Annotated in this window: 2 protein-coding genes and 3 pseudogenes; all 5 read right to left on the bottom strand. The window is 61.5% G+C overall.

All coding sequences use genetic code 11. The annotated features are described in order from the left end of the window. A pseudogene (locus AHiyo1_RS26295) lies at positions 1-150 on the bottom strand (ABC transporter permease); the annotation flags it as partial. A gap of 199 nt (positions 151-349) precedes the next feature. Continuing rightward, entirely contained in the window at positions 350-1,450 is a 1,101-nt protein-coding gene (locus AHiyo1_RS06630) for a substrate-binding domain-containing protein (RefSeq protein ID WP_059388015.1), read from the bottom strand. 51 nt (positions 1,451-1,501) lie between these two features. Beyond that, positions 1,502-2,770: a multiple monosaccharide ABC transporter permease gene (mmsB, locus tag AHiyo1_RS06625; RefSeq protein WP_059388014.1), complete on the bottom strand. Its 1,269-nt coding sequence runs from the start codon at positions 2,768-2,770 to the stop codon at positions 1,502-1,504. A 44-nt stretch (positions 2,771-2,814) separates the two neighbouring features. Further along, positions 2,815-4,370: pseudogene (mmsA, locus tag AHiyo1_RS06620) on the bottom strand (multiple monosaccharide ABC transporter ATP-binding protein). A 138-nt stretch (positions 4,371-4,508) separates the two neighbouring features. After that, positions 4,509-4,660 (bottom strand): annotated as a pseudogene (locus AHiyo1_RS26290) (ROK family transcriptional regulator); the annotation flags it as partial.

Raw genomic sequence — 4,660 nt, 5'->3', positions numbered from 1 at the left:
GTTCAGCTCCTGGACCTTGCCGCCAACGACTTGGTTGGCCACGAGCATGGCAAGCGCCAGCCCGATCGCGACGGCCAGCACTGCCACTACAGCCGCGGTTCTTATCTTGTTGCGGAAGGCATTGCCTACACTCCGGGCGAGGACGCTCACGATTCTCCTTCTGGACCTGGCCCGCCCCAGCGGCGCGCCTGCTCACCTAACAGTGCTCACGGCGGCTGTGCGGCTGTGCTGCTGAAGCTATGCGGGGCCTGTGAAGAGTTGCGCGACGGCGGATGGAGCCGGACACACCGACGGCGGCCACCCCCTGGAGTGGGGATGGCCGCCGTCGTTGGTGCCTAGAGGAGAGCTACTACTTGGTGATCGGGCCGAGGACCGGATCGTCCACGTAGGCCGTCTTCACGTTGGCGAGGGTCACGATGACCGGAGGCAGCAGGTACGCCGGCACGGTCTTGACGCCGTTGTTGTAGGACTTGGTGTCGTTGATCTCCGGGGTCTTGCCGGACTGGATGTCGTTGACCATGGTGATGGAGTGCTCAACGAGCTTGCGGGTGTCCTTGTTGATGGTGGAGTACTGCTCGCCCGCAAGGATGGACTTGACCGACTCAACCTCGGAGTCCTGGCCGGTCACGACCGGAAGCGGCTTGCCTGCCGCCTTGACCGAGGTCAGGATGGCGCGGGCCAGGGTGTCGTTCGGGGACAGCACGCCGTCCAGCGAAGCGCTCGTGTAGGTACCTGCGAGCAGGGTGTCCATGCGCTTCTGGGCGTTCTCTGCCTTCCAACCCTGGGTGACGGCCTGCTCGAAGGACTTCTGGCCGGAAACCACCTTGAGGGTTCCGTCATCGATCTTCGGCTGCAGGATGCTCATGGCGCCGTCGAAGAAGACCTTCGCGTTGGCGTCATCGGGGGAACCTGCAAACAGCTCGATGTTGTACGGGCCGCTCGGCTTCTTGGCCTTGAGTCCGTCCAGCAGGGCCTGGCCCTGCAGCACACCGACCTTGAAGTTGTCGTAGGCCACGTAGTAGTCCACGTTGGAGGTGTTCAGGAGCAGGCGGTCGTAGGCAATGACCGTAGCGCCGGCGTCCTTGGCCTGCTTGAGCTGCGTGCCCAGCTGGGCGCCGTCGATGGCACCGACGATGATGAGCTTGTCGCCCTTGGTGATCATCGCGCTGATCTGGTTCTGCTGCTCCGAAACGCCACCGTTTGCGAACTGCACATCCGGCTTGAAGCCTGCGCTTGTGAGCCCGTCGTTGAAGAGCTTCTCTGCCAGGACCCAGTTCTCACTGGTCTTCTGCGGGAGCGCGACGCCGATCGAGGAACCCTTGGGGAATGCCTCGCTGCCGCTTGACGAGCCACCGGAGCTGCCGCTGTCCGTACGGCCGCAGGCCGTCAGCGCCAGTGCCGCGATCGCAGCTACTGCTGCTGCCTTTCCTGCTTTACCAAACATTCGCATATCTTGGTTCGCTTTCTTTGTTGTGGATGGAACAAGCCGTCTTGAAGCCGATCAGGCTTCCTTGGAGATGACTTCCTTGGTTGAGGTCGTCTCGTCCGGGGCACTTTCGCTGCTCCGGCCGAAGTTCTTCATCATCAATCCGATGATCGATTTCTTGCCCTGCGTCTTGTTGTAGACGTCGAAGGCAACTGCCGCCAGCAGCACGAGGCCCTTGATGATCTGGGTGAGGTCCGCGCCGACGCCGAGCAGTTGGAGGCCGTTGTTGAGGACAGCCATGACCAGGCCACCAACGATGGAGCCGATCACCGTGCCCACGCCGCCGGTGACCGCTGCGCCACCGATGAATACGGCCGCGATCGCATCCAGTTCCCAGCCGACGCCGTCGAACGGACCCGAAGCCGTGGAGCGGCCCACGAAGATCATGCCGGCGAGGCCGGCAAGGATGGACATGTTCATCATGACCATGAAATTGACCTTCTTGGACTGGACTCCGGAGAGTTCGGCCGCGTGGCGGTTGCCGCCGACTGCGTAGATGTGGCGGCCAATGACCGTCTTGGCGGAAATGAAACCGTAGATCAGGACCAGCACGGCCAGAATAAGGCCCGGGATGGGGAACGAGGTGCCGGGGCGGCCAGTCGCGAACAGGTACGTGGCGTAGAGGATGGCTGCATTGACGAGCACGAGCTTGGTGACCATCACCCAGCCTTCTTGCACTTCGGCACCCAGTGCCTGGGCGGTGCGGCGGGAACGGATCGCACTGACAATCACGAATGCGACGGCGATAAGGCCCAGCAGGATTGTCAGGTTGTTATACCCCGTCTTCGGCCCTATCTCGGGCAGGTACCCGGAGCCCAGGTACTGGAAGTCTTCCGGGACCGGAACGGTGTTGGACTTGCCCACGAACTGGTTGAAACCGCGGAACAGCAGCATGCCGGCAAGGGTCACGATGAAGGCCGGGATACCGACGTATGCCGTCCAGAATCCTTGCCAGGCTCCGATCAGGGCGCCGAGCAGGAGCCCGAACAGGACGGCTACGTACCAGGGCAGGTGCCAGTCCCTGATGGCCAGGGCCACCGAGATGCCGACGAAGGCCGCTACCGAACCTACGGAGAGGTCGATGTGGCCGGCGATGATGACCAGGACCATGCCGATGGCCAGGATCAGGATGTAGGAGTTGCCGTTGAAGAGGTTGATGACGTTGCCCGGGGTGAGCGTGCGGCCCGAGGTGAAGATCTGGAAGAAGATGACGAGTGCAACCAGGGCGAAGATCATGCCGAATTGGCGGGTGTTGCCACCGAATAGCTTCTTGAGCGCGTTCATTGTTTTGGGTCCTTGTGTCCGTGTGGTTCTGGAGGTGACCGGGGTCAGGCAGCTTTGCGGCTGGATGTCATGAGCTTCATGAGGCTTTCCTGGCTGGCTTCGTCCTTGTTGAGTACGCCAGTGATGGAGCCCTCGAAGATGGTGTAGATACGGTCGGAGAGGCCCAGCAGTTCGGGAAGTTCGGAGGAGATCACAATCACGCCCTTCCCTTGGTTTGCCAGCTGCTGGATGATTCCGTAGATCTCGTACTTGGCCCCGACGTCGATTCCGCGGGTGGGTTCATCCAGGATGAGAAGGTCCGGATCAGTGAACATCCATTTGGCGAGAACAACCTTTTGTTGGTTTCCGCCGGAAAGCTTCGATACGCCTTCCTCCACCGACGGCGTTTTGGTGCGCAGCGACTTCCGGTATTGCTCGGCCACCATGAATTCCTTGTTGGTGTCCACAACGATTCCCCGGCTGATCTTCTTCAAGTTGGCAGACACCGTGGTGGTCTTGATGTCGTCCAGGAGGTTCAGTCCCAGGCTCTTGCGGTCCTCCGTGACGTAGCCGAGACCGGCGTCGATCGCTTGGCGGACGCTGCGCATGGTGATCGGTTTGCCGTCCTTGTACACCTGCCCCGAGATGAACCGGCCGTAGGAGTGGCCGAAGACGGAGCGGGCAAGCTCGGTGCGCCCGGCGCCCATCAGCCGGCAAAGCCGACGATTTCACCCCGGCGCACATGGAAGCTGGAGTTCTTGCAGACCAGGCGGTCCTGGATCTGGGGATGCCCGACCGTCCAATCCTTGACTTCGAAGAACACCTCGCCGATCTTCGGCGTGTGGTCCGGGAAGCGGGACTCGAGCGTCCGCCCGACCATGCCCTTGATGATCCGGTCCTCGTCGACGCCGTCTTCCACGACGTTGAGCGTCTCGATGGACTTGCCATCGCGGATGATGGTGATCTCGTCCGCGATCTGCTCGATCTCGTTGAGCTTGTGGGAAATGATGATGGACGTGATGCCCCGGCCCTTGAGGCCAAGGATCAGGTCCAGCAAGTGCTGGGAGTCCGATTCGTTCAGGGCTGCCGTGGGCTCGTCGAGGATGAGCAGCTTGACGGACTTGTTCAGCGCCTTGGCGATTTCCACCAGTTGCTGCTTGCCGACGCCGATTTCCTTGATGGGGGTATCCGGGTCTTCGCGCAAGCCGACCCGTGCGAGGAGTTCGATTGACCGCTTGCGTGCCTCGGCCCAGTCGATGATGCCGCGCCGGACGGGTTCGTTGCCGAGGAAGATGTTTTCCATGATGGACAGCTCGGGGATCAGTGCCAGTTCCTGGTGGATGATCACGATTCCCGCATGTTCGCTGGCCCGGATGTCCTTGAACTGCTGGACTTCCGCCTGGTACACGATGTCGCCGTCGTAGCTGCCGTAGGGGTAAACCCCGGAGAGCACCTTCATCAACGTGGACTTTCCTGCACCGTTTTCGCCGCAGATCGCATGGATTTCGCCCACCTTGACCCGGAGGCTCACGTCCGAGAGCGCCTTCACGCCGGGGAACTCCTTGGTGATGGACCGCATCTCGAGGAGAACCGGATCCTGGTGCGTTATGGGGGTCGACATACCCTCGCGCCTCCAATGTTTGACGTCGTTGTCGGCTCGGGGATGGCGAGCCTATCTGATGAGAAAGTAAACTGGATCACACCGCTTGTCGTCAAGACTTTAACGCAAGACGGCGATAACAGCGTGGTAACGAAATGTTTAGGACTGCTTAATTCCGGCGTGCTGGAACACCAAAGCGGCCGCCCCCAGGGCCTCCGCCCGGGCGCCGAGCGAAGACATCGCGAGGTGCGTTGTCTCGCCGATTACGGGCACTGCATGGCGGACGAGGCCCCGCCGGATCGGGTCCAGGA

Source organism: Arthrobacter sp. Hiyo1 (assembly GCF_001263615.2).
Classification (GTDB): Bacteria; Actinomycetota; Actinomycetes; order Actinomycetales; family Micrococcaceae; genus Arthrobacter.
This window is presented reverse-complemented; position numbering and strand designations above follow the sequence as displayed.